This is a genomic window from Balneola sp. (assembly GCA_002694685.1).
GTDB lineage: Bacteria > Bacteroidota > Rhodothermia > Balneolales > Balneolaceae > Gracilimonas.
On the sequence record NZMW01000001.1, the window covers coordinates 686,939 to 711,239 of the forward strand.

Below are 24,301 nucleotides of genomic sequence, written 5' to 3' on the forward strand. Positions count from 1 at the left end.
TCAACCAAATCATAATCCCCGCGCCGTTTAAAAGCAGGGGCTTTACCCTCCACCAAACAGTAACCCATCAAGCTACTCTATAATGCTGCCAACTATATATCTGATTATTGCCGGATTTGTATCCCTTCTTAACAATAACCTTGCAACCACCGAGTCGGTTTATACCCAAAGGCCAGTTGACTCCGAAGCCTATTATTTTACTCCTCAAAACTACGGTATTAAAGCAGACGGAATAATGGATATCTCAGATGCACTTCAAAAAGCCATTAATAAGGTGAAGGAGGAGAAAAATTACGGAATACTGTTTATACCGGAAGGTACTTACCTGATTAGTAAAACTATTTATGTGCCTAAAGCAGTGCGCCTTATCGGGTACGGAAAAAACCGTCCGGAAATCATTTTGGGGAAAAATGCCCCGGGATATCAGGCTGAGAACAGCACGGAAGAAAAGTATATGATCTGGTTCACCAGCAATATGGTTACCAGCGAAAATAAACCCAGCGATGCAAGTCCGGGTACTTTTTACAGTGCCATTTCAAATATCAATCTCAGGATTGGTGAAGGAAACCCAAACGCCGTTGCCTTGCGAACACATTATGCCCAGCATGGATTTGTAAGTCATTCCATAATAAATATAGGATCAGGTAAAGCGGGCATTTCTGACGTGGGAAATGAAATGGAAAACGTTCGTTTATTGGGTGGAGAGTATGGAATCATATCCGGAGCAACTTCCCCGAGCTGGCCCATGATGATGGTGGATACCTATTTTGAAGGTCAGCGCAAGGCAGCTATTCAGACAAATAATGCCGGCCTCACAATAGTGAATATGCATGTAAAGAATGTCCCCATAGGTCTGGAGATGCGCGAAGGCTCAACGGACCGTTTGTTTATTGAAAACAGCCTGTTTGAAAATGTGAGTGATGCCGCATTACTCATCAATGGGAAGTATAACAGCACGAATCAGATTAATGTGGTGAATATACATGCCCGAAATGTCCCCACATTTGCACGCTTCAGAAATACGGGTGAGGAAATAAAAGGGGAAAATAATACTTACACGGTAAGAGAATTTACCCATGGTCTTGTAATGGACGATTTAAATTCAGATTCAGAATTTGAAACGATAACCGATATCGTATCCTCGGACAGAGTCCCCACTAAACTTCAGCGAACTATACCGCCCCTCCCTCCTATGGAAAACTGGGTAAATATAAAAGATTTGGGTGCGGTCGGAGATGGTAAAACGGATGATACTGAAGCTTTTAAAAAAGCCATTGAAAAGCACAAAGTCATTTATGTTCCACAAGGCTGGTATCATATTACCGAAACCATAAAGATGGCTCCCGGAACTAAATTGATAGGTTTACATCCGTGGGCAACTCAGTTCATTATAAAAGAAAGTGAACCTGCATTTAGCGGATTCGGAGCTCCTGTTCCTATGTTAGAATCGTACGAAGGTGGTGATGATATGTTGAACGGTATAGGCATTTCAACAGGTGGATATAATTATCGGGCTGTTGGATTAAAATGGATGGCTAACGAAAATTCACTGGTTAATGATGTGAAATTTGTGGGAGGTCATGGTACTATGGTTCCTCCCTCATCATCATCAGAAAGTTATCGGAGGTCTGAGCGGCGGATCAGTGCTCCCGGAAGTCCAGTTTATGAAGAAGGGATGGATGAAGCCTGGGACAATCAGTTCTGGAGTTTATGGATTACCAATAACGGTGGCGGAACTTTCAAAGATATCTGGACCGCCAACAGCTACGCTGCAAGCGGAATGCTTGTGAGTAATACTTCTACTCCCGGACGAATATTTGCGATGTCTCTGGAGCATCACCTCCGCAACGAGGCTCGTTTTGATCATGTCTCAAACTGGAAGATGTACGCTTTTCAATTTGAGGAAGAGTACAAAGAAGGCATTGATGCGATTTCAATTGAGATATCAAACTCACACGATCTGTTTTTTGGAAATCTGTGGTTGTATCGAACCATTCGGGTTGAAACTCCAAAACGGTTTGGCATGCGCCTCTGGAATTCCCGGGATATTGAGATCAGAAACCTTCGTAATTACACACAGAAATTATGGGTGAATGAGTTTCCGGTATGGGATGTAAACAAGGAACTTGCCGCCTATCCGTGGCACTTTGCAAAGTTAACCATAACAGGGAATGAAGAACCTAATCTGGATTCAGATTTCCGGATTGGAGAAGTAAATCGCCTGGCCTCAGGATTTGATTTTGCTCTGGGAATAACCTCAGACAGCGAAGGAAATATTTATTTTTGTGAAACCAAAAAGAGACGAATCTACAAATGGTCGGCAGAAACAAATACGGTTTCGCTGCTTGCTGATTTTCCTTTCCAGCCTTTTGCTCTGGCTACCGATTCAGAAGATAATTTATTGGTAGTAGCCCGGTACGATCCCCAGCCTGGTTATTTGGTGAATGGGGAGCAGGAACAGGTGAAAACACTTCCGGATGATAACGAGGCCTACAGCAGCTGGGGAAACAGCGGCTGGGCTTCCTATACCTATTCAATCGACCCCGACGATCCGGACAATACCTTTAGGATTATGCCGAGAATTGCCACAGCTGATATCAAAGAGTTCAGTAAAACCTATTACCCTTCCGGTCGGTGGCATTACACCTTTGATGACGCCGCAGTCTATTATCCTGACTCGGCTTTTGTCGCACCTGATGGAATGACTTATATACAAGAGGTATATGATATAGGCAGGACGGCGAGCTTAGCTGCTGCAGTTCCTGGGGAATCCATCTATGCCATGGACGAAATTTCCATGCGAACGGTAAAAATGGATGTGGGCGAAAAAGGCAAGCTATCGAATCTCAGAGAGGTTCTCCCCCGCGGACAGTACGACACAGCTATTGATAACGACGGAAACCTGTATGTACTGGACGGACAGATTTTTGTGTACGACAAGGATATGAATGAAATCAACCGAATCAATCTTACCGAACGTCCTTTATCAATTACTTTTGGCGGCAAAGATGGAAATACTCTGTTTATTACAACGGCGAATTCTCTGTTTGGAATGAGGGTAAAGTAGAGGGTAATAGAGCATTATGATCATAACTTTTACAGGATTGTTTATAATAAAATATCATGGTTAATTAAATTTAAATGTTCCCGGCCATTGTGAACCGGGTCTTTATTTTTTTACAACTAAAATATCTTCACAAAGTAATAGTGCCTTTTTATGGAATTATTCGGTTGGCTCTTAGAACGTCATAATCCCGGTCCAACCGGCTCGGTTGAGACACATTATAACAGCAGAAACCGAACTCATTTATCTATTATCACTGGAGGTATGGCGGGATTAATTGCGGTAATACTCCCCTTCTACTTCATGGCAGAGAACAACGGCTTTAGCTGGAGTACTTTTGGTATCTATTCCGTGCTTGTTATCATTTACTTATTCGCATCCTACCGATTAAATCCTGTCCCTGAAACCCAAAACATTGGCATCTTTGGTTTTATAAATAATCCCTTTAAATACACCGACGACATCAATCGATTTCTAGTCTTTTTTAAGGTGTTTCTCTACCCAGGACGTCTTATTGGAATCGGCCTTGTCGATTTTTGGTCATTAATCAATGCTGGCGCAAAGCCTTGATCAAGTACTAAATTCAGCCAAACAAGTGATTGGTTTCTTCAAGTCTTAATTGATTGCTACCGCAATTCAATGCTTTGCAAAATAGTGTAGCAACTACACTTAATTTTCCTTACAATTTAATTTCCAACCACCAATTGCTTAATAATGAATGGAGCTGATATGAATCTGATCAAAACATCCACCTTTTTATCTTTGATATTTTTTGCACTCTCTTCACTATTAATCTCAACATCAGCCTTAGCTCAGGACGGGACCATCTACCCGCTTGAAACACCTGATGAACCGAATGCCATTCTCCTTAAAACTGGCGGTGTAGAGAACCAACCCGCACCAGAAAGTTGGTTCCGACAGTGGGGAGATCCTATGGCACGAAATATTTCAACAGCAACGCTTACCCCCTTTCTTCCCGATCCTGATAAAGCAAATGGTACAGCTGTAATTGTTGCTCCAGGTGGTGGTTTCATGTGGTTATCGATGGGGAATGAAGGTTGGGAAGTTGCCGAGGCCCTTGCAGAACAGGGAATTGCGGCCTTTGTGCTTAAATATCGACTCCGCCCCACTGTAGAATCTCTTGATGAATTTGCTTCCTGGATGAATGGTCCACGCCCTGCTCCTTCAGAAGCTTCTGAAGAAACTGAAAATACTGAAGAGGAACTGCCCAGCCGCCCACAATGGGATTTATCTAATCAATTAGAAGATGCTGAAGCAGCCTATGCCATGATTGTGGATCGCGCCGATGAATGGGGTGTAGATACTGACCGAATTGGTATGATTGGCTTTTCGGCGGGAGCTGGCCTAACGATGCATTCAACGCTTAATTCCAAGTCCATGAAACTTGCTTTTATTGGTCCGATTTATGGTGGCATGGGTCCGGTTGAAGTGCCAAAAAATGCGCCACCCATGTTCAACGTAATTGCTACCGACGACTTTCTTTATAACGGGCAAAACGGCGTGATTGAATCCTGGTATAATGCGGGCGTACCGGTTGAATTTCATCTTTATCAGAATGGTGGTCACGGTTTTGGTCTCGGTAATCCAGATCGCACAAGCAATCGTTGGTTTGATGCTTTTATCTACTGGCTGGATGTGAATGATTTTCTCGCTTATAATTCGGGAAATTAAAATCGGTTTGATGTAAAAGCTTTTGTAGCTTTTTTAAACTCCTCAATGGTTATTAGCTTGTATCCAGAGACAATAAGTTTTGGTTTTAGATTTAAAAGTCTGGACTCAACTTCCTCTTGATTGCTTGTAGCTTAATTCTATATCTATGAGATCTTCACTGATATTGTCAGTTTTATGTTTAGCGGCCTCTTTTCTATTCCTCCTATCGGGTTGTAAAACCCCCGCTGATACTACAGATAAGCAAAAGTTATACTCCGTTGATAATCTAAGCTGTAAGAAAGGTTTTGATAGAGGTCAACAACCTATATTCGTAGTTAATGGTAGAATCGTGACTTTACAATTCGTCGAAGAAAAGCTATATCCCGAAAATGTTAAGACCATCGAAGTAGAAAGATGTAATCAAGAGTTGCTTAGAGAATGGGGACCGGGTGCTTCTGTTGGCGTTGCATTTGTAGAAACTATAGAGAAGTTTTGAGAACCCACCTACCTCATCGGTTCTATCAGTTTTAAGTATAAAAATTCAGCCTATAAAAGTCTGAAGCTTTGGTTAGATTTGGACCGAGTTAATTAATCAACATCAGCCATGTCTAAAAACAGCGACACTCTTACTTCCCTTAAAAATTCTGATGCCCAGAAAGTTAAACTGGCTATTACAGATATAGATGGAATTCTCCGTGGTAAGCTGATCTCTAAAGATAAATTTCTAAAAGCTACAGAGGACAAACTCGGATTCTGTAATGTGGTTTTTGGTTGGGACATGAATGATGCGGTGTACGACAACTCAGAAGTCACCGGCTGGCACACCGGCTTCCCCGACTCCATGGCAACCATTGATTTAAGCTCACAACGGCATATTCCCTGGAATAACGATCTTCCATTTTTTCTGGGTGATTTCTCGGAATCAGATGACTTAAAGGAAGTCTGCCCACGAAGCCTTTTGAGAAGAATTACTTCTCAAGCAGAAGACATGGGATTCAAACCCAAATTCTCTAACGAATTTGAGTGGTTCAATTTCAAAGAAACACCCCAATCATTGAAAGAGAAAGGCGGAGTTAATCCCACTCCCCTGACTCCCGGCATGTTTGGGTATTCTATATTGAGGTCATCTCAGCATCACGAATACTTTGATGAGCTTTTTGATCTGCTCACACAATTTGGCGTCCATATTGAGGGGCTACATACTGAAACCGGAGATGGAGTTTACGAAGCCTGCATTGCCTATACGGATATCATGGATGCCGCAGATCAGGCAGTGCTTTTTAAATCAGGCGTTAAAGAAATTGCGTACAGGCATGAAATTATTGCCAGCTTCATGGCAAAATGGAATACCAACCTTCCGGGCTGCAGTGGACATATTCACCAGAGTCTTTGGGATAAAAAGTCAGAAAAGAATCTATTTTATGGTGAGCAGGGAAATCATAAAATGAGTGAACTGTTAGAACATTACATCGCCGGTCAGCTTCACTGCCTTCCGCATATCCTTCCGATGTATGCACCAACCGTAAATAGTTATAAACGATTGGTAGAAGGTTCCTGGGCGGCAACCTCAGCGAGCTGGGGCGTCGAAAACCGGACTACAGCTCTTCGTGTTATCAATCATGCAGAGGATTCCATGAGGCTGGAAACACGAGTACCCGGTGCTGATGCGAATCCATATCTATCAATGGCGGCAAGTTTGGCTTCTGGGTTGTACGGAATCAAACATAAGCTTTCGCTGGATATCGAGCCGACTCAGGGCAATGAATACGAGAATCAATCAACCCGAAAACTTCCGAAAACACTGGCCGATGCAACTCAACAAATGAAAGCTTCTGATCTATCAAAAGAGTTATTCGGAGAGGGATTCACAGATCATTTTATAAAGACAAGAGAGTGGGAATGGAGACAGTTCGCCCAAAAAGTGACGGACTGGGAATTAAAACGCTACTTTGAAATCATCTAACTAAACAACTGTATGTCTTTTATTAATTTTAATGAGATTGTGAAGGAAGCCTGGAGCGCTTACGATCCCACAAGGACTATTCTAACCATTACCGATATCAGTGCTAAAGTTTCAACCAACCACGTGTATCGGGTTACTTTTAAAGATGGAAACTTCATAATTGCCAAGCTCTCCTATTTTGGGAAATTTGAGCATTTTGTGGAAGATCATTCCATCATTAACTCATTATCTAATAACCTTCAGGATCCATTTGAGAACTTTTTGGCTCGTTCACTGATCAAGGAGAATTCTTTGTTTGTGCATCGTCATCAGGATGAAGTTATTGATGCATGGGTGGTTTTCTATCGCCCGGTTAAAATCAAAAGAAAGCTTCCCAAGCGGATTGATGAAACTCAGATTAATAAGCTTGCAAAGCAATTTGCGAAGTTTCATAAGTCGTGCCACACCATCCGAAATACCCTCCCACCTTCTTCTAAAACACTCGAAGTTGATGTAAAGCATTTACTGGATATTTTAGATAGTGATTACGGAAAGCACGAATACCGAATGCACCACGATCAGATTCGCAAACACTGTGATTTATTCCTTGAGAATGTGGCTAAGCTGGATGCAAATGATCTCGATACGATCCCCGTTTTTGTGGACTGGAATATTGGCAACTTCTCTGTGACGCCTGATTTCAAACTCTTTTCCCGGTGGGATTATGATTGGTTCCGCATCAGCTCCCGCATGATTGACTTCTACTTCTTTGCCCGCATCTCATCTAATGTGGGAGATAAAACTGTGTTCAGCTACGATATTGATCCAATGATGGAGGAGCGATTTATCCTCTTCTTAAAAGCTTATCACAAAGAATTTCCGCTTACAAAAACAGAGCTTCTTTTCCTTAAAGAAGCTTATCGATTCTTTATTCTGAATTATGTTGTTAAATATGGGAAGTATTTTTTCCATGAAATCTTTGCTACCAAATTGCAGCAGGAAGCTTACCAAAGATACCTGCCTCAGCTTGATGAAAAATTTGATCCCGAACCTTTACTAAAAGCCCTGGACCTCTAGTATGAATATGAGAGTACCTTCATTCCGATCTATCGTTAAAAACTACAAAGCCGTATTCCTTGATTCTTATGGTGTGCTTAAAAACCATAAAGGACTTATTGACGGTGTTGCCGAGACTATTGCTTATTTAAGGGAGGAAGGCATCACCTTTCGGGTACTTACCAACGATGCCTCCAGAAGCCAACATCAGCAGTCTGTTGTATTTGATCAGCTGGGTTTAAAAGATTTAAATGAGGATGAAATCATTACCTCGGGGATGCTGGCTAAGCAATTCCTTCAGCATAAAATAAAGGATGGCAAAATTGCCTACCTCGGCACGGAAAATTCTGCGGAATATATCCTACAGTCCGGTTTGAAGCATATCGCTGTGCGGGATATCGACCTGGATGATCTGGATGATATTTCGGCCTTCGTGTTTTTAGATGATGAGGGCTTTGACTGGAACACCGATATCGATACCACCGTTAATTTCCTCCGTAAAAAGACCGTTCCCGTTATAGTAGCTAACTCAGACAAATACTATCCGGTTTCTAAGAATGACGTTTCCGTTGCAACTGGTGGAATCGCGAAACTTTGTGAAAGCATGCTGAATAAAAAATTCATCCACTTCGGTAAGCCTGATACCCAAATGTTTACCTATGCTTTTGAGCACTTGAACAGCTCAGGTACTATTTACGGGAAAGAAGAAATCCTGATGGTTGGCGATACCTTAAGCACCGATATTTTAGGCGGCAACAAGTTTGGCCTGAAAACCATGCTGGTTCTTTCCGGAAACACCCGGGGTGAAAATGCCGACTTATGGATTAACTCCTCCGGCATCATCCCCGATTACATCTGTGACTCTATATTGGGATAAGTCACAGCTTTGATTTACTTCAGTCCCACCCTCTCAAAAATGGTATCCACATTTCGGGTGTGATGATCTAAGTCAAAGGCGTCATCAATTTCTTCCTGAGTTAAAGTCTCAGTGATACTTTCATCCGCTTCAACAATCGGTTTGAAGAGCTCTTGCTCTTCCCAGGACTTCATCGCCAGAGGCTGAACCGTATCGTAGGCTTGCTCACGTGGCATTCCCTTATCAATGAGTTTATGAAGGAGGCGTTGTGAGAATACCAGTCCTTGTGTTTTCCAGATGTTGGATTCCATATTGTCTTCAAAGACAACCAGATTTTCAATCACTCCGGCAAAGCGGTTCAGCATATAATCCAGCAGCGTTGTAGCATCAGGCAGGATAATTCGTTCAGCAGAAGAGTGAGAAATGTCGCGTTCATGCCAAAGAGGGATGTTTTCGTAAGCCGTCACCATATATCCGCGAAGCACTCTTGCACATCCTGAGATATTCTCGGAACTGATTGGATTTCGTTTATGCGGCATGGAGGACGATCCCTTCTGCCCTTTTCTAAATGCTTCTTCGGCTTCCCGAAGCTCGCTTCTTTGAAGGTGACGAACTTCCACTGCCATTTTCTCCATCGTAGAACCAATCAGTGCCAATGTAGACAAATAGTATGCGTGGCGATCCCGCTGTAGTGTTTGGGTTGAAATGGGAGCCGGTTCAAGCCCTAATTTCTCACACGTAAAATGTTCAACTTCCGGGGGGATATTGGCAAAGGTTCCAACTGATCCTGAGAGCTTTCCAAACTCAACATCTGCAGCTGCTCTTTTAAATCGTTCAAGATTTCGACTCATCTCCGCATACCAAAGCGCACATTTGAGACCAAAAGTAGTTGGCTCGGCGTGAATACCATGAGTTCGCCCCATCATTACGGTGTACTTGTGTGCTTTAGCTTTTTCAGCCAATACATCAACAATACGCTCCAGGCCTTCCAGTAGAATGACATTGGCTTTCTTGAGGCGAACACCCCATGCGGTATCAACTACATCAGTTGAGGTTAACCCGTAGTGAACCCATTTCTTTTCGTCTCCCAATGTCTCGGAAACGGCTCGTGTAAAAGCTACTACATCATGCCGGGTTTTGGCTTCAATTTCTTTAATACGGTCTACATCAAAGCTGGCATTCTCGTAGAGTTTGTCAACATCCTCCATGGGGATTTTTCCGAGCTTGGCCCATGCCCAACAGGCTGCTAATTCAACCTCCAGCCAGGCTTGAAATTGTTGTTCGTCCGTCCAGAGATCTGACATTTCTTTGCGGGAATAACGAGCGATCATGCGATAGTTTTTTTGAAATTAAAATTGGTTTGATAAGATAATGCTTTTCTATTTCAGGTTTTTGACTGATTCTGCCTAAAAAAGTGAAAGGGCTTTTCTGAAAGCTCAGAATAGATGGAATCGCTTCCAAAATTAAATTTATAAAGTACTGCGCTAAAGTTATTTAAGTAATGATATTTGTTATTTAAGATTAAAAAATTATGTTTGATTATTAGTTTTGCCTAATTATTTTAAACCAAGCTTTAGATGAAACTTTTAAGCTTGCACACTCACTCAACATTAATTTAAAGACTTATAACATGAAGTTACGATACGGAATAATACTAACCACTCTATTTTTGCTTTTTGCAGATCCCGCTATTGCTCTGGCGGATGGTGCTAATGCAGCCAAAGAATCGGTAGAGGTTACAGAGGAAACTTTCCAGGCTTATGGAAATGAATACTCAACTATAGAAGAGTTCAAAGCTTCTACGGATTATATCAAATTCATGGTTGATAACCTTTGGATTCTAATTGCTGCTTTTATGGTATTGATGATGCATCTAGGCTTTGCCACGGTAGAAAGTGGACTTACTCAAGCTAAGAATGCGGTAAACGTCATCTACAAAAACGTCTTCATCCTCACCATTGGAATCATCCTTTATGCTTTTATTGGATTTCAAATTATGTACCCGGGTGACTTTAACGGCTTCTTCGGTTTTGGAGGCTTTGGCATTGGATTTGACGCTTCAGATCCAATTGGAATGCTTACCCCTGCTTACGGTTTGGACATGACCATATGGACAGATTTTATTTTCCAGGCCATGTTTGCGGCTACTGCAGCTACTATTGTTTCAGGTTGTGTAACGGGTAGAATTAAACTTCCTTCTTTCATGCTTTTCGGTGTTCTCCTTATAGGTATCAGTTATCCTATTACAGGAAGCTGGCACTGGGGTGGTGGCTGGTTATCAGAAATGGGATTCTATGATTTTGCCGGTTCAACGCTCGTTCATGCAGTAGGTGGATTTGCTGGACTCGCTTGTGTCCTTCTTTTAGGTTCACGTACAGGTAAATACAAAGATGGGAAAGTACATGGCATTCCTGCTCATAACATTCCATTAGCTACTATTGGTGTATTTTTACTTTTCCTTGGATGGTTTGGATTTAATGGCGGGTCTGTTTTAAGCGCCGATCCCGAAACTGTCTCATACGTATTTGTGACAACCGCTTTAGCTGCCTGTGCCGGTGCACTTGCCTCCATGGTTACCACACAAGTTGTAATGAAATCATTAGATGCGCCGATGGCTCTGAATGGTATCCTTGCCGGACTTGTAGGTATTACTGCTGGAGCTGATGTAGTATCTCTGACGGATGCTGTACTAATCGGATCTATCGCCGGAGTACTTGTTGTTCTAGCCATCCTGATGTTTGATAAGCTTAGAATTGATGACCCGGTGGGTGCTATTTCCGTTCACGGAGTATGTGGTGTCTGGGGAACATTAGCCGTTGGAATTTTCTCCTCTGACTATAGTTTCCTTACCCAACTTATCGGTACTGCATCTATCGCCGCATTTACATTCGTTTTCTCTCTGATTGTATTTGGCATTATTAAAGCAACCATAGGTGTCAGAGTTTCTAAAGAAGTCGAATCTGACGGGCTAGATATATCAGAACATAAAAACCATGCCTATCCTGATTTCTCACCTATTAAGACTTCTGAGTTAGGCGCATTTGCCGACTAAGTCACAACATCAACTCTATTTGATTCTGCCTTACCTGGACTTATAGCATGCCGGGTAAGGAAGAATCTAATTTCTAACTCAAAAAATACACCACTATTTATCACCTCTGAAAAGCTTCACTCACTTTTCAGGTACTAAAACTACATCGTTTTTTCAGGCTCTCACTCAGTTTGAAAAAAATGATTCACTCACACTCACTCATTAACCTTATCGAAGTAAATCACTATGAAAACATCAAAAAAAATATCGCATTTGATTAATACCCTTGCTTTGGGTCTGGTCATGACTTTAGCTTTTGGCCTGACAAATTTCAACACAGCAGAAGCACAGGAGGTCAGCACAGGAGTTGATCTTTACAGCACGTATGTATGGCGTGGAGTTGCTTATTCAGGGCCATCATTACAACCCGCTGTAGAATTCAGCTCCGGCGGTTTCGCAATCGGAGCTTGGGGATCACAAGGATATGATGGATTCCAGGAAATGGATCTATACGCTGGCTACAGCTTTGACTTCGGACTTAGCCTCGGTGTTACTGACTACTGGTACCCCGGAGCTGCTGGATCCGGACCTTGGTTGGATGGCGACAGCCATGCCTACGAATTCAATGTTGGCTACGGAATCGAAGACTTCTCCTTATCTGCTAACTACATATTTGCAGGAAGTGGTTCTGCGGGAGATGACATCTACTTTGAGGCAGGCTATGCATTTAGTAACGCCAGTATTTTCTTAGGCGGTGGAGACGGATGGCATAGCTCAGATGGCGAATTCGCTTTGGTCAATCTAGGTGTAAGCACCGGCAAAGACATCGTCATCACCGACACTTTTACCATCCCGCTAAGTGGAGCCGTCATCTTTAATCCGGACACCGAGCAGCTCTATATCTTAGCCGGACTTTCGTTCTAACTTCTGACTAAAATATCTCATAGAGATAATTAAAGCCGGGTTGCTGCTATAAGCGCCCGGCTTTCTTTTTATCGCTGAACCGGAATCTTTAGCACTCTACCCTCTTCTATCATTTCATCCAGCTGAACCTGATTGATGATAGCTAAATCTGTAGCTGTGATATCCATCGGTAAATCAGCTGGTAGTAAGTCTGTAAAAGAAGCAGATCGAATGGCCGGTTTTAAATTAATTCGAACCGGATCGATTCCTAAAATTGATGCATCATTAAGTTCAGAAAAACCTTCCCGGATTTCAGCGAACCTACTTTCATAGTCTGGAAATTGTGCTGATGAGGTGTAGCTTAGGAAGGAATAAATCATATTCTGGAATTCGATCGCCGTTACCTGAATCATAAGCTCTGTACTATCTTGTGACAAAGCCGTTGCAAAGGCCTGATAGCCATTCATTCCATTCACAGAGTAAGACTCCTGGTCTAGAGTAGTTACGCCCTCCTGACCTAAAAATGATTGAACTGAACTTTCCGGAGAGTTACTTTCTGAATCAATCGTAAACTGATTAATAGCCGTTTGCTCCTCATTCACCATAATTACAGCAGATGGCTGGTTAAAAACTTGAAATCCGGCTGGCACTGGAAACTGAAATTTCAGATCCGGATGGTAGAACATTCCATCTCTTTCAAAACCCTGACGGGGGTTGTTTCCATAAATAATGCCTTCGATCATACTCATAAATTCTTCGTCATCAAGAATGGTCTGCTCGTATCCTTTTTCTTTCCATTTCTCAGCTAACTCGGGAATGGTTTTTTCTCGCTCACCGGGATCCGGGTGACTGGAAAGCAGAGTCGGAACTCCACCGCCTGTGGTTTTTGAAATTCGCTCCAATGAATTAAAGAACTCTGCTCCTTCTGCTGCCTGATAGTTTTTCATTGCTGAATATTCAACCCCTAAGGCATCTGATTCGCGCTCATGATCACGGCTGTATTTCAAAAACATAAGCTGAGCCGTTTGACTGCTTAATTGCAGGATACTTCCTCCATCGTAACCCAGCGATTGGCCGATTACAGCTCCACCTATTACTGCTAACTGACCCACCTGTTGCTCAACGGCTCTTTGTGAGGAATGACGAGCGGCAACGTGTCCAATTTCGTGTCCCAAAACAACAGCAAGCTGAGCTTCATTATTCAAGTGAGCCAATAAGCCACGAGTTACATAAACATAGCCTCCCGGAAGCGCGAAGGCATTTACAACGGGGCTATCCAATACGCGAAATGTGAACTCGGTTTCCCGAAACTGCTTCGGCGTATCTTCACGGCGAAGGTGACTAACCTCTAACAATGCCTGCCCTAAGTCAGATACATAGTTCGAAAGCTCTTCATTTTGATACAAGCCATATTGAGCCACAATCTCTTTATCGGCCTGATTTCCTAATTTCACTTCCTCTTCCCAGCTATAGCCGAAAGCACGTTTGTTTCCCGAAACAGGATTCTTCTCAAGAGTAACGCAGCCACTTACGATTACAGCAAGTGCCAGCATTAGTGTGATTGAAAAAGACCGAATATTTATTCTTTTCATAATTTTAAAACTGTTAGTTCAATAAATCTTAGTGAAAATAGGGTGAAATGTTTCCAAACAGGGATCTTAGCCCACAATATTTACTTCAGGAGTTAAAGCAACCCCAAATGTTTCCTTTACCGATTTCTGGATCCGGGTAGCCAGGCTCCAAATATCATTACCCGTGGCGTTTCCATAGTTTACAATAACCAACGCCTGCATTTTATGAACACCAGCGTCGCCAAATCGTTTCCCCTTCCAGCCACACTGATCGATAAGCCATGCTGCTGGAACTTTGACATCTTCTCCCGATGGATAATGCGGAATATCAGGATGATTTTTTTGAAGCTCTTCAAACTCAGACTTCGGCAATACAGGATTCTTGAAAAAACTTCCGGTATTACCAATTTCAGCAGGATCGGGAAGTTTACTTTGCCGGATCTCTATGACCGCTTTGCTAATATCCTGTATTCCAGGATTTGTAATTCCTTCTTCTGCAAGTTTTTCAGAAAGAGCTCGGTATGATGTATTAACAGAAGGTGATTTTTGAAGTCTTAAGGTTAAGTGGGTGATTATATAATTCCCTTTTTCCTTATTCTTAAAAATGCTATCCCTATAGCCGAACGCACATTCCGCCTTGCTAAAAATTCGTTCTTCTCCCGTTTCTACCTGTACAGCGGTTAGTTCTTCAAATACTTCTTCTAACTCTACGCCATAGGCCCCAATATTCTGTATAGGTGCGGCTCCTACCGATCCTGGAATGAGAGATAGGTTTTCAATTCCACCCCATCCCTTTTCCACGCAATACATAACCAGCTCGTGCCAGTTTTCCCCGGCTCCAATTTTTAATAAAATAGAATCTGCATTTTCCTCAACAACGTTCTTTCCTTTCATATCCATCTGGATAATTAACCCGTCAAAATCATCCACAAAAAGAACGTTACTGCCTCCACCCAATACAAACTTATCAAGATTTTTGAGCTCAGAATCAGCAATAACAGATCTAAGTTCTTCAGTTGATGAAACAGAAACAAAATACCGGGCTTTTGCAGCGATGCCCATGGTATTGTAGGAAGAAATATCTACATGTTCCCTGATGGAAGGTAAGTTACTCATGAATTGTCTTCGGAAGATTCTACTTCTTTCGGGCTTTCAACTTTCACCCGAACCTTTTTGATCCGGTTATTTTTGACAGAATGCACCGTCAGTTCCAAATTCTTGTAAGTCATTCGCTCACCAACTACCGGAAGACTTTCAGTCAGGTGATAAATTAAACCGCCAAGCGTCTCAAATTCATCTTCTTCAGAAGTGATATCCGATTCCAGTATTTCTTCCATGTCATCCAGGTCAATCTTAGCATCAAAGATATAGATTCCACTTTTGAATCGGGTGAACAGTGTTTCCTCATCTCCAGAGTCATCGGTTATGTCACCTACAATTTCCTCAAGGATATCGTCCATCGTCACAATACCTTCCGTACCGCCATATTCATCAACCACAATAGCTATGTGGGTTTTCTCTTGCTGAAAGTCTCTAAGCAAGTCGTCGAGTTTTTTGGTAGCAGGAATAAACAAAGCTTTTCGAGAAACAGTCTTCCAATTTAGTGAAGGCTCTTTTTCATTAGAGTTCAAATAAGGAAGTACATCTTTAGCGTACAATACACCCTGTATATTATCCAGATCATTATCATAGAGGGGCATTCTCGATAATCCGTTTTCCCGAATTTTCTTTAAAACGTCCTGAAGGGATTCTTCAAGGGAAACGGCTACAAAGTTCACTCGTGATGTCATAATCTCACGAACAGTGATATTTCCGAAGCCAATTACATTTTCAATAATTTCACGTTCATCTTCTTTGATGGAGCCTTCTTGTTCACTTACCTCTGCCATAGTCCGTATGTCTTCCTGCGTCATTTTACTAGCAGGTTTTGGTAAGTATCGTTCAAGGCTAATTGTGCTGTCGGCTATCAATTTTGCGAAAGGTTTAAGCAGAATAAACAGGGTGTAGATAAAGGCGCTATTCCCACGAGAAACCTTGAGGGGATTATTAATAGCGATAATCTTTGGGGTGATTTCACTCAGAATTAAAATCATGAAGGTCAATACAATTACTTCAATTGCATAGACTACCACTTCTGAGAGTCCATAAGCCGCAACAATATCACCAGTAATTACGGCAGCAAGCACAGAGGCTATAATATTGGCAAACGTATTGCCTATAAGGATGGTAGCCAAAAGGCGCCGGGGTTTATCCAGCATCTTAATAATTCTATCGTCAGCTGAACCGGGTGTTTCGTCTTGCTTTAAATCCTCCATCCGATTTGCAAGAGAAAAAAGAGCGACCTCAGAACCGGAGAAAACCGCAGAAAAAGCTAATCCCAAAAAAAGGACCAGAAGTTGTATACCGAGAACAAATGGATCTAATCCATGTGCCACAGAACTTTCACCAATTGTGAGAAGAGAGTCTTGAACCAAACTGAAAGGATCTTCGATTGTATCCAATGCCTATATTAAGTTATTGTTTGAGTGAATGTAAGAAGGCTTGACGTATCCTTAAAATAAAAGATTTTACCATAACCTGAGCTATAAATAAAAAAACGACACAAGAAATCCTCATGTCGTTTTAAATGATAATAAGAAGCAGGTATTTAGAACGGAAGATCGTCGTCCATATCATCAAAGTTACTGTCCAGTTCTACATTACTGCTCATAGGCTTATTGCCGCCCTGATTACCTTGATTACCCTGATTTTGGTTTCCTCTGTTTTGCTGAGGCTGCCCACCACCCATCTGCTGGTTACCGCCACCACTGCTGCGGCTGTCTAACATTGTAAGCTGGAGCGCTTTAATTTCCGTGGTGTATCTTTTCTGACCATCTTTGTCTTCCCACTGCCGGGTTTGAATAGGCCCTTCTATATACACCTTGGAACCTTTGGTTAAATACTGTTGGCAAATTTCTGCGGTTCTACCCCACGCAACTACGCGGTGCCATTCTGTTTTCTCCTGATACTCACCGTTGCTGTCTTTGTAGCGCTCGCTGGTTGCGATGCTTAATGTTGCCACGGCTGTGTTCGATTGTGTGTAGCGAACTTCCGGATCTTGACCCAGATTCCCAATCAGCATTGCTTTATTAAGTGAACTCATAACGTATCCTGTTTTTTATTGTTTGTTTGCAATGTAAGAGTTAGTTCAGAAGAATTCCTTACAAAATATTTTCAAAACAGATCCATCATTAAGTAAATACTTAATGATAAAAATTAAGCTCTCGTCCTTATTCGTCGATAACTCCCAAAAATTAGAAAGTGATTCTATGCAGGAACATTCCTGAATTCGACGCCTATAAAAAGTATTGAGAATTTTGTAACACAATACACTTCATCTATCTCTTATAGGTACAAAAGAGACGAAAATTCGGAGCATATGATTAGTGAAAAAGTGAAGGAAGACTCTGTAAACCTCCCTACATCAAGGACTAACGACAATAATTCATTAGCAGGACTTGAGCCCTACACAGGAACGTGGGATAAAACCCGTGCTGCACATCTGGTCCGGCGAACACATATCGGGCTTAAGATTAATAACCTTAATTATGCGCGCAGTTTTGATTCTGCCACCTCAGCTGCAGAAGCAATTATTGACAACGCCATTAGCACCCCTATCCCTGATGACCCTCAATGGTTCAGTGGAGGTAATTCCGGAGACGTTCAGGATGTGTACGATATTCAATTCCGATGGATGGACGGAATGTACAACGGCGGACTCCAAGAGCGCATGATGTTATTCTGGAGCAATCACTTTGCCGTTTCGTACAGCAATATGAATGCTCTCCCTGATAAAGCCAGTAACAGCTACGCCAGCCACATGTACAAATACTGGAAGCTGCTTCATGAATTTAGTTTTGGGAATTTCAGAGAGTTCGTCTCCACTATGAGCAAGAACTCGGCAATGCTCTACTATTTAAATAATTACAATAATCGCGACGGGCAGCCGAATGAAGATTTTGCCCGTGAGTTGATGGAGTTATTCACGCTTGGGCCTCAGGACAAAGACGGAAATGATAACTACTCGGAAAATGATGTAGCTGAAGTAGCCCGAGCTGTTACCGGCTGGCGCGTTAATGATGCTACCTTAAGCGGGTATTTTGATGATTCCCGATTTGACAGTTCCAGCAAGACAATTTTTGGGGTAGCAAGTAATTACGACCTGGATTCTGTAATAGACCTCATCTTCACACAAAAAGAACAAGAGGTTGCCTATTTCCTTTGCCGAAAATTGTATGTGTTTTTTGTTTCGGCAAAACCGAATGATGCCATCATCTCCAGCCTGGCAGATCATTGCATAGCTCAGGATTTTGATATTGCAGAAGTACTAAAGAAACTTCTCAGTAGTGCTCATTTTTATGAAGAGCAATTTTATGGGAGTCGGATTAAAAGCCCAACCGAGATCTTTATAAGCTACCTTAGGGAACTTGAGATCACTCCAACTTCTCAACTAAAAGAATATATCCGGTTGAGAATGCAGGGACTGAACGAAGAGCTTCTTCGCCCGGAAACGGTATTTGGTTGGGACGGTTATAACCCTCCTTATTCAGACGGAACTCCCGGGCATTATGCTTGGCTGAATACCAATTTAATGCCTTCAAGGTGGGATAACCTCACCGATATTATTTATGGGTATGACAACTCCGGAAGCAGTTATAACCCAATCAGGCTGGCCGAGAAGATTTCTGATCCTTCGAATCCATTCACCCTGGCAGAAGATCTGGCTGAGCATCTAATCGCATTGCCTTTAGAAATGGTCGGTATTCGAAAAATAGATGAAGACTTTGCCGGCAACCCTGCCCTTCATCCCAGTGATAATGTAGCAGGCTTCGCCAATTTCCCGGAGCATAAAATCAACCTTACCAAGATCCTTTTGGGAACCATCCCTTGGTACGAATTTACTGCCAACAGCGATCAGGATGGGAATTTATACTATCAAGAGACTTTTGCTGAATCGATCAGGCAATACATAGCCTATCTCCAGCAACTCCCTGCGTACCAGCTCATTTAATTTCAAGAAACAGTCAAGAAGTATGTGTAAAAAAGATCATCATCATAACCCAAAGTTATCGCACGATCGCCGGGGAGCCAGTCTCGAAGACAAAGAAGCTCACCAAAATGATCACCAGAGCTGGAGCCGACGGAGTTTTTTAAGCACTCTTGGTTTTGGAGCTATTGGTTCATCCATGCTTTTGGGTGGTACTCCGGTAAGCACTTTTGCCCGCTCTAAATTCTTTAACCGTTTATCCCGTGCCGATAATGACCGCGTGCTTGTGCTCATCCAGCTGAGTGGCGGTAATGACGGATTGAATACCATCATCCCGGTTGAAAACGATATTTATTATCAAAAACGGCCGACCATTGGAATCCGCAAACAAGATTCGATATTACTTAGTGATGATATTGGAATGCACCCTGCCATGAGTAACCTCGAATCTTTCTGGGGCGATGGAAGAATGGCTGTCATCAACAATGTGGGTTACTCTAATACCAATCGCTCCCATTCCCGCGCTACGGATATTTGGACTACTGGAAGCGGAAGTAATAATATTGAAAATACCGGCTGGGCCGGAAGATTTTTAGTTGAAGACAATCCTGACTTCATCGCTAACCCACCGGAGTTCCCACTCGGTGTTCGGATTGGTGGTTCTGCTACCCTTTTCCAAAGTGAATTTGGCAACCTGGGTGTTACTTTTGGAGGAGCTAGTCAGTTTACCCAGTTTCTGGAGCAAGGTGGCTTTTATGATGAAGACAATGTCCCACAAAACGATTTCGGCGATTCTCTTTCCTTTGCACGAAAAATCGCTAACTCATCTTTTAAATATTTGGAGTCCATCCAAAACGCCGCAGATAATGCGACCAATTTAGGGCAGTATCCTAATTCATCCCTCGCTCAAAGTTTATCTGTTGTAGCCCGGCTGATTCGTGGAGGACTAAATACCAAACTCTTCCTAGTGTCAAAGGGTGGTTTTGATACCCACAATAATCAGGGTGGCCCAGAAGGCGGACATGCAAACTTATTAGCGGATATTGCTGATTCTGTTAACGCCTTTTATGCTGATTTAGAAAGTGACCGACTTGATAACCGTGCTCTAACCATGACGTTCTCCGAATTCGGAAGAACACTGGACGAGAACTCCTCAAACGGAACTGATCACGGCTCTTCTGCCCCTGTTATGGTTTTTGGTCCGGTGAATGGTGGTTTATATGGAAACCACTCCGACCTAACCAGCCTTGATAATTCAGGCGATCCTGTTTTCAGTACAGATTATCGCTCTGTTTATACTTCCATTTTAGATGACTGGTTCGGTCTGGGAGATAATGAAACAGACTCAGTTATTGATGGTAGTTTCCAAAATCTTGGCTTTGTGGATGCTACTGCTACCAGCAATGAGCCGTCTCAGCAAACACCTAAATCGTTTAAGCTGGAACAAAACTATCCAAATCCTTTCAACCCAACCACAACCATTTCTTTTTCACTGGCTAAAACAGCCGAAGTTAAACTCCAGGTTTTTGATGTTAAAGGAAGCCTTATTAAAACCATACTGAACGAACAAAAATCGGCAGGTGACTACAGCGTTCAGTTCGACGCCTCAAACCTATCGAGCGGTACCTACCTGTATAAATTGGAAACCCCAAATGGTGTGCAAACCAAAAAAATGACGTTGATAAAATGACCTATTCAATGCTTCGTGTTAAACCCAAAACGTTATCCCTGTTACTCATTGTACTGTTTGGCTTTGTTTTGATGACAGGGTGTGACCTTGTTAATTCCGTGACTGGAAACGACGACGACAATAAATCGTCCAAAACGATTCACCCAATTCTCCTCAACGGAAGCTGGGGGTTTATATCTAATGATGGAAACATTGTGTTAGAGCCCCGCTTCGGTCAGGCCCGGGACCTTTCTGATGGACTTGCCGCAGTCCGTAATGGAACTCTGTGGGGATATGTACAGGCTAACCCTGCCCGTCTGGTAATTGAAACACAATTTACGAGTGCCGGAGACTTTGAAGATGGTTTAGCCCCGGTTCAGTTGCCTGGTCAAGGCTATGGCTTTATAGATGAAACCGGAACTTTTGTGATTGAAGCTCAATATGATTTTGCTCAACCCATTTCTGAAGGCAAAGCAGCCGTTCGAATTGACGGACTCTGGGGCTACATCAACGCTGACGGAAGTACCCTCGTGGAACCTAAATATAGCGACGCCCGCCCCTTTTCGAATGGACTAGCTGCTGTAGAGACTTTTGATGGCTGGATCTATATCAATAATGAAGGAACTGAAGCCATAAACCCAACTTTCCAACTTTCTACCGCTGGTGAATTTGTAGATGGTCTGGCCCCTATTGAGACTGCTGATGGATGGGGTTTTATAGATAAATCCGGAAGTCCTGCTATAACTCCCAAATATGAAGAAGCGGGGCGCTTTTCTCAAGGTTTGGCCTGGTTCAGAGATGGTGACTATATCGGCTTCATCAACAAACAAGAAGACATTTTGATAGAGCCTCAATTTGCTGAAGTAAAACCATTCTCTGAAAATATGGCTGCTATTCGTTTGAGTAACGACTGGTTCTACTTGAATAAAGATAGCAAGCTAATCTCCATTACAACCCCTTTCGAGGATGCCGAGAGCTTTAACAACGGAATTGCCCGTGTACAGCTCGGTAACGATGAGAACATTCGTTATGGATACATCAACAAGAAAGGCGAATACATTTGGTACCCAACAAGATAAATTAAGAATATCATGAAACGTTTACTTTTACTGTTAGCTTTTACAACACTTTTTGTTTCCTGTGATCTCGTCAACTCCGTAACCGGGAATGAGGATGAAGCCGTTAAACTCTACCCTGTTTTGGTAGATGGAGACTGGGGCTATATCAACCAAAAAGGTGAGATGATACTTGAACCTGATTACCAAAATGCTCGCCCTTTCCATGAGGGACTGGCTGCTATTCGTGAATCCTGGGGCTGGAAGTACATCGATTCCAAAGGTGAGGTCAAAATTGAAGGGAATTTCAGCGACATAAATAATTTCTCGGGCGGCAAAGCAGCTGTTCGGTTCGATGGCAGATGGGGTTATATCAATAAGTCCGGCAATTTTGCCATCAATCCTATGTTCAGAACCGCTTCAGCCTTTTCTGATGGACGAGCTTTTGTACGAAGCATAGATTATTCCAACTATTACTACATCAATGAAAATGGAGACAAAATTGAATCCGTAGGTCTCCCGGATGACATTGATTACATCGAAGAAAATCAGTTTAGAAATGGCCGCGCTATGGTTAGCGATGATGATCTCTTTGGATACATCGATAAATCAGGGAACACCATTGTAGATCTCAAATATGCTGAAGCCCGACCGTTTTCAAATCAATTGGCTGCGGTTAAAATCAGTGATCGCTGGGGTTTTATTGGTGATAATGGTGAAGTTTCTATCTCACCTGCTTTTATAAGCGTCGGTGATTTTGGGGACGGCCTCGCTCCGGCCCGCGCTAACTCAAACGCATTTGGCTACATCAATAAGTCCGGTGAATTTGTGATTAGTGAGCAGTTTCAACAAGCCGGCACCTTTTCAGAAGAACGGGCTCCGGTTATGCTCAACAACAAATGGACCTTTATTGATAAATCTGGAAATCAAATTACCAGTGCAAAGTTTGATGAGGTTGAACCATTCTACAACGGATTGGCCAGAGTAACCATCTATGTTCCTGTAGAAGATGAGATTGAAGAGAATTACGGCTACATAAATAAATCAGGCGATTATGTCTGGTACCCTACCCGATAGATCGTTCGAGTAGGTTTTTTTGTAACACCGAGTGCTTTTTTCACTCTTTTAGTAAAAAAGGAAAAGCAATGATTTCAGAACAAATAATTCAGGATTATTTAGAACAGGAAAACGACTATTCAAGTAGGGTTACCAAAGTTAAAATAGCCTTGCTTGTAATTTCACTAACCGGCCTAATCTTCTTTTCTTTGTAACCGGCTGAAACCTACTTCTATTTTTTACTATTTTAAGGAATTCACCTTTTATCTATCCATGTTGGACGATAAATTAAATGCATTCCATGAAAATACCTTTTTGGGCAAAAATATTGTTCGGGATTCTTATCTGTAATGCTGTCGGACTCGCTGCCAGTACGGTAACAATCCCCGCGATCTCGGAGTGGTACGTTACACTCAATAAACCCTCATTCAACCCTCCTGACTGGTTATTTGGTCCTGTTTGGACTCTGCTCTACACTTTAATGGGAATCTCTGCAGCTGCTGTTTGGCAAGCCGGAACTCACAAGCCTGAAGTAGTGCAAGCCCTGCAATTCTTTGGGCTGCAATTACTGTTTAACGGGCTTTGGTCGTTTCTCTTTTTTGGGCTCAAAAATCCAACACTGGCTTTTACTGAAATCATTTGCCTGCTGATTCTTATTATAATCACATTCTTGAAATTCAAGCCCATAAAATACTGGGCGAGTTGGCTGTTAATTCCCTATATACTGTGGGTTGCATTTGCTTCGGTACTAAATTTATCGATCGTTATTCTGAATTAAGGACTCTCTACCTATGACTAAACTTCCAAGCTGGGCACAATCGGGGCGATCACAATGGGAGTATCATGGTCAAAAGCGCCCAAAATTTGCTGCCAAACCCAAAGAAGGACAAGAATCGGTTTGGGATTACCCTCGCCCACCAAAGCTTGATCCTGATGAAAGAGAAGTGCTGGTTATATTTGCCAACAAGATCATTGCTCACAGCACCAATGCCATTCGTGTTTTGGAAACCGCAAGCCCCCCCACTTTTTATGTTCCTCCAACTGATGTAAACATCAAATATCTGAAAAAAACAGTGGGCGAATCAAAATGTGAATGGAAAGGAGAAGCTACTTATTGGGATGTTGTGGTAGAGAATGAAAAAGCCGAACGAGGAGCTTGGTCGTACCCAAAACCTTTCCAGGATTTCTATAAAATTAAAAGTTACCTCGCTTTTTATCCATCTAAAATGGATTGCTATGTAAACGGCGAACATGTAAAACCACAGCCGGGTGGTTTCTACGGTGGTTGGATTACCAAAGAAATTGTAGGTCCGGTTAAAGGGGAATCAGACGAAACCTATTTGTAAACACTTGTGAGCTTCTTTCAGAATTGAATTATACCACCTATTTTCTGCCGACAAC

The 24,301-nt window shown here is 42.4% G+C and carries 20 protein-coding genes; 15 read left to right on the forward strand and 5 right to left on the reverse strand.

Features of this window, described 5'->3' with window-relative positions; genetic code table 11:
- Positions 1-82: 82 nt before the first annotated feature.
- The 7 genes from CL667_02990 to CL667_03020 all read left to right on the forward strand — a co-directional run bounded on the left by CL667_02990 (position 83) and on the right by CL667_03020 (position 8,610).
- Complete coding sequence (locus CL667_02990; protein MAL16654.1) at positions 83-3,067, forward strand: gluconolaconase; 2,985 nt, start codon at positions 83-85, stop codon at positions 3,065-3,067.
- 150 nt (positions 3,068-3,217) lie between these two features.
- Complete coding sequence (locus CL667_02995) at positions 3,218-3,634, forward strand: hypothetical protein (GenBank protein MAL16655.1); 417 nt, start codon at positions 3,218-3,220, stop codon at positions 3,632-3,634.
- A 159-nt stretch (positions 3,635-3,793) separates the two neighbouring features.
- On the forward strand, positions 3,794-4,756 hold the full coding sequence (locus CL667_03000) for an esterase (protein ID MAL16656.1): 963 nt from the start codon (positions 3,794-3,796) through the stop codon (positions 4,754-4,756).
- Positions 4,757-4,919: 163 nt separating this feature from the next.
- Positions 4,920-5,231, forward strand: a complete 312-nt coding sequence (locus tag CL667_03005; GenBank protein ID MAL16657.1) for a hypothetical protein — start codon at positions 4,920-4,922, stop codon at positions 5,229-5,231.
- A gap of 108 nt (positions 5,232-5,339) precedes the next feature.
- Complete coding sequence (locus CL667_03010) at positions 5,340-6,698, forward strand: glutamine synthetase (protein ID MAL16658.1); 1,359 nt, start codon at positions 5,340-5,342, stop codon at positions 6,696-6,698.
- A gap of 12 nt (positions 6,699-6,710) precedes the next feature.
- Entirely contained in the window at positions 6,711-7,754 is a 1,044-nt protein-coding gene (locus CL667_03015) for a hypothetical protein (GenBank protein MAL16659.1), read from the forward strand.
- A 7-nt stretch (positions 7,755-7,761) separates the two neighbouring features.
- On the forward strand, positions 7,762-8,610 hold the full coding sequence (locus tag CL667_03020) for a TIGR01459 family HAD-type hydrolase (protein MAL16660.1): 849 nt from the start codon (positions 7,762-7,764) through the stop codon (positions 8,608-8,610).
- Positions 8,611-8,624: 14 nt separating this feature from the next.
- Here the strand turns inward: CL667_03020 and CL667_03025 are convergent, their stop codons facing one another.
- Positions 8,625-9,920 carry an adenylosuccinate lyase gene (locus CL667_03025; protein ID MAL16661.1) on the reverse strand — a complete coding sequence of 432 codons (1,296 nt, stop codon included), beginning with the start codon at positions 9,918-9,920 and terminating at the stop codon, positions 8,625-8,627.
- Between the two features lie 299 nt (positions 9,921-10,219).
- Here CL667_03025 and CL667_03030 point away from each other — a divergent pair, with 299 nt between their 5' ends.
- The gene (locus CL667_03030; protein MAL16662.1) at positions 10,220-11,641 is read left to right on the forward strand and encodes an ammonium transporter; all 1,422 of its coding nucleotides are present in this window, start codon (positions 10,220-10,222) and stop codon (positions 11,639-11,641) included.
- 225 nt (positions 11,642-11,866) lie between these two features.
- Entirely contained in the window at positions 11,867-12,544 is a 678-nt protein-coding gene (locus CL667_03035; GenBank protein ID MAL16663.1) for a hypothetical protein, read from the forward strand.
- Positions 12,545-12,612: 68 nt separating this feature from the next.
- Here CL667_03035 and CL667_03040 read toward each other — a convergent pair whose 3' ends face one another.
- The 4 genes from CL667_03040 to CL667_03055 form a co-directional block, all read right to left on the reverse strand.
- A complete protein-coding gene (locus CL667_03040) occupies positions 12,613-14,115 on the reverse strand; it encodes a peptidase M48 (protein MAL16664.1) in 1,503 nt (500 codons plus the stop codon).
- 66 nt (positions 14,116-14,181) lie between these two features.
- Positions 14,182-15,210, reverse strand: a complete 1,029-nt coding sequence (locus CL667_03045) for a UDP-N-acetylenolpyruvoylglucosamine reductase (GenBank protein MAL16665.1) — start codon at positions 15,208-15,210, stop codon at positions 14,182-14,184.
- Positions 15,207-16,595: a hypothetical protein gene (locus CL667_03050; protein MAL16666.1), complete on the reverse strand. Its 1,389-nt coding sequence runs from the start codon at positions 16,593-16,595 to the stop codon at positions 15,207-15,209. Before CL667_03050 ends, CL667_03045 begins: the two co-directional genes overlap by 4 nt.
- Positions 16,596-16,741: 146 nt before the next feature.
- Positions 16,742-17,236 (reverse strand): single-stranded DNA-binding protein, encoded by a 495-nt coding sequence (locus CL667_03055; protein ID MAL16667.1) that lies wholly within the window; start codon positions 17,234-17,236, stop codon positions 16,742-16,744.
- Positions 17,237-17,512: 276 nt separating this feature from the next.
- Between CL667_03055 and CL667_03060 the strand changes: the two genes are divergently transcribed.
- The 6 genes from CL667_03060 to CL667_03085 all read left to right on the forward strand — a co-directional run bounded on the left by CL667_03060 (position 17,513) and on the right by CL667_03085 (position 24,246).
- Entirely contained in the window at positions 17,513-19,144 is a 1,632-nt protein-coding gene (locus CL667_03060) for a hypothetical protein (protein ID MAL16668.1), read from the forward strand.
- 22 nt (positions 19,145-19,166) lie between these two features.
- Entirely contained in the window at positions 19,167-20,810 is a 1,644-nt protein-coding gene (locus CL667_03065) for a hypothetical protein (protein ID MAL16669.1), read from the forward strand.
- Positions 20,807-21,868, forward strand: a complete 1,062-nt coding sequence (locus CL667_03070; GenBank protein ID MAL16670.1) for a hypothetical protein — start codon at positions 20,807-20,809, stop codon at positions 21,866-21,868. The genes CL667_03065 and CL667_03070 overlap by 4 nt, the downstream gene beginning before the upstream one ends.
- 12 nt (positions 21,869-21,880) lie before the next feature.
- Positions 21,881-22,921: a hypothetical protein gene (locus CL667_03075; GenBank protein ID MAL16671.1), complete on the forward strand. Its 1,041-nt coding sequence runs from the start codon at positions 21,881-21,883 to the stop codon at positions 22,919-22,921.
- Positions 22,922-23,201: 280 nt separating this feature from the next.
- Positions 23,202-23,678 carry a sensory protein TspO gene (locus CL667_03080; GenBank protein MAL16672.1) on the forward strand — a complete coding sequence of 159 codons (477 nt, stop codon included), beginning with the start codon at positions 23,202-23,204 and terminating at the stop codon, positions 23,676-23,678.
- 13 nt (positions 23,679-23,691) lie between these two features.
- Entirely contained in the window at positions 23,692-24,246 is a 555-nt protein-coding gene (locus CL667_03085) for a hypothetical protein (protein MAL16673.1), read from the forward strand.
- Positions 24,247-24,301 lie beyond the last annotated feature (55 nt).

Excerpts from the sequence above, each read along its gene's own strand:
- CL667_03045 (MAL16665.1), bottom strand. The coding sequence starts at position 15,210 with ATGAGTAACTTACCTTCCATCAGGGAACATGTAGATATTTCTTCCTAC.
- CL667_03015 (MAL16659.1), top strand. The coding sequence starts at position 6,711 with ATGTCTTTTATTAATTTTAATGAGATTGTGAAGGAAGCCTGGAGCGCT.
- CL667_03075 (MAL16671.1), top strand. The coding sequence starts at position 21,881 with ATGAAACGTTTACTTTTACTGTTAGCTTTTACAACACTTTTTGTTTCC.
- CL667_03020 (MAL16660.1), top strand. The coding sequence starts at position 7,762 with ATGAGAGTACCTTCATTCCGATCTATCGTTAAAAACTACAAAGCCGTA.
- CL667_03070 (MAL16670.1), top strand. The coding sequence starts at position 20,807 with ATGACCTATTCAATGCTTCGTGTTAAACCCAAAACGTTATCCCTGTTA.
- CL667_02995 (MAL16655.1), top strand. The coding sequence starts at position 3,218 with ATGGAATTATTCGGTTGGCTCTTAGAACGTCATAATCCCGGTCCAACC.
- CL667_03085 (MAL16673.1), top strand. The coding sequence starts at position 23,692 with ATGACTAAACTTCCAAGCTGGGCACAATCGGGGCGATCACAATGGGAG.
- CL667_03055 (MAL16667.1), bottom strand. The coding sequence starts at position 17,236 with ATGAGTTCACTTAATAAAGCAATGCTGATTGGGAATCTGGGTCAAGAT.
- CL667_03060 (MAL16668.1), top strand. The coding sequence starts at position 17,513 with ATGATTAGTGAAAAAGTGAAGGAAGACTCTGTAAACCTCCCTACATCA.
- CL667_03010 (MAL16658.1), top strand. The coding sequence starts at position 5,340 with ATGTCTAAAAACAGCGACACTCTTACTTCCCTTAAAAATTCTGATGCC.
- CL667_02990 (MAL16654.1), top strand. The coding sequence starts at position 83 with ATGCTGCCAACTATATATCTGATTATTGCCGGATTTGTATCCCTTCTT.
- CL667_03065 (MAL16669.1), top strand. The coding sequence starts at position 19,167 with ATGTGTAAAAAAGATCATCATCATAACCCAAAGTTATCGCACGATCGC.
- CL667_03080 (MAL16672.1), top strand. The coding sequence starts at position 23,202 with ATGAAAATACCTTTTTGGGCAAAAATATTGTTCGGGATTCTTATCTGT.
- CL667_03000 (MAL16656.1), top strand. The coding sequence starts at position 3,794 with ATGAATCTGATCAAAACATCCACCTTTTTATCTTTGATATTTTTTGCA.
- CL667_03030 (MAL16662.1), top strand. The coding sequence starts at position 10,220 with ATGAAGTTACGATACGGAATAATACTAACCACTCTATTTTTGCTTTTT.
- CL667_03025 (MAL16661.1), bottom strand. The coding sequence starts at position 9,920 with ATGATCGCTCGTTATTCCCGCAAAGAAATGTCAGATCTCTGGACGGAC.
- CL667_03035 (MAL16663.1), top strand. The coding sequence starts at position 11,867 with ATGAAAACATCAAAAAAAATATCGCATTTGATTAATACCCTTGCTTTG.
- CL667_03040 (MAL16664.1), bottom strand. The coding sequence starts at position 14,115 with ATGAAAAGAATAAATATTCGGTCTTTTTCAATCACACTAATGCTGGCA.